Raw genomic sequence first — 1,249 nt, 5'->3', positions numbered from 1 at the left:
AAGGCCTTAGAGCCCGTTTGCTAAAAGGTTGAGCGACAGCGGGTTGCGTGATTCAAGCTCGGGATGTGGACCCGAGCGAGCCGTGGCCGGATGGCTGATCTTGAGAAGCGAGCGAAACGTTATCCGACCGATCTGACGGATACGGAGTGGGAGATCATCCGCCCGTTCTTGCCGGAGCCGCCGAAGCGCGGGCGCAAGCCATCGACAGACCTGCGCGAGGTGTTGAACGCCCTGCGGTATCTGGCCCGTTCGGGTGGTGGATGGCGGATGCTGCCCAAGGACTTTCCGCCGTGGCAGACGGTCTACTGGTGGTTTCGCCGCTTCGTGCGCCGACTGCTGTTCCGTACGATCCACGACGTGGCGTTGATGCTCGACCGGGAGCGCGAGGCGCGCGAGCAGAGCCCATCTGCCGCAGTGGTCGACAGTCAATCGGTCAAGGCGCCGTCGGCACCGTCCGGCGGTGGCTATGATGCGGGCAAGCGGATCAAGGGGCGCAAGCGTCACATCGCGGTCGATACCGATGGACGGCTGCTTATGGTCAACCTAACCACTGCCGACATTTCCGACAGTGCGGGTGCGCAGGAGATCGTGTCCGCAATCCGCCGGCGCTGGCCATGGCTCAAGCACCTGTTCGGCGACGGTGCCTACGATCGCACCAAGCTGCTGGATGCGGCTGCTCTGCGTGACTTCACCATCGAGATCATCCGCCGGTCGGACGATGTCTCTGGTTTTAAGGTGCTTCCCCGGCGTTGGGTGGTCGAGCGCACCTTCGGCTGGATGACACGCTGGCGCAGGCTGGTACGCGACTATGAGAAGCGCCTCGACGTGTCGGAGGCAATGATCCATCTTGCCATGGCAAGTAACCTGCTCCGGCGGCTCACTCCCTGAACGGACATCCTATGCGCAAGCCAGAAATCATCACCACCGACAACGGCTTCGCGATTGTCACAACCAAGGGGACCGACGCCGTTTCCCTCGACGAGGTGAGCGCGATCGTCGCCTACAAGATCGACGAACTCACCACCGACTTGGTTTGCTGCGACATCGTGACCGGCTCGGGCGACGGTGAGCAGATACGCACCATCCACGAAGAACTACCTGGCTTCGGTGCTGCTATGAGGCACTTTGAGAGCCTGCCCGGCTTCGATCGGCAATGGCGCGATACGGCCATCCTCCCGCCTTTCGCGACAAACCGCACCCTCATCTACAGCCGTCACGCCAGCGCCTGATCCATTCTCAAACGGACTCT

2 protein-coding genes are annotated in these 1,249 nt (G+C 62.1%); both read left to right on the top strand.

The features are described 5' to 3' along the window. Positions 1-63: 63 nt before the first annotated feature. Entirely contained in the window at positions 64-888 is an 825-nt protein-coding gene (locus tag HNO88_RS21935) for an IS5 family transposase (RefSeq protein ID WP_184250964.1), read from the top strand. Between the two features lie 11 nt (positions 889-899). Further along, positions 900-1,229, top strand: a complete 330-nt coding sequence (locus HNO88_RS21930; protein ID WP_184250961.1) for a hypothetical protein — start codon at positions 900-902, stop codon at positions 1,227-1,229. The last annotated feature ends 20 nt before the right edge of the window (positions 1,230-1,249 follow it).

This window comes from Novosphingobium chloroacetimidivorans (assembly GCF_014204535.1).
GTDB lineage: Bacteria > Pseudomonadota > Alphaproteobacteria > Sphingomonadales > Sphingomonadaceae > Novosphingobium > Novosphingobium chloroacetimidivorans.
This window is presented reverse-complemented; position numbering and strand designations above follow the sequence as displayed.

Excerpts from the sequence above, each read along its gene's own strand:
- HNO88_RS21935 (WP_184250964.1), top strand. The coding sequence starts at position 64 with ATGTGGACCCGAGCGAGCCGTGGCCGGATGGCTGATCTTGAGAAGCGA.
- HNO88_RS21930 (WP_184250961.1), top strand. The coding sequence starts at position 900 with ATGCGCAAGCCAGAAATCATCACCACCGACAACGGCTTCGCGATTGTC.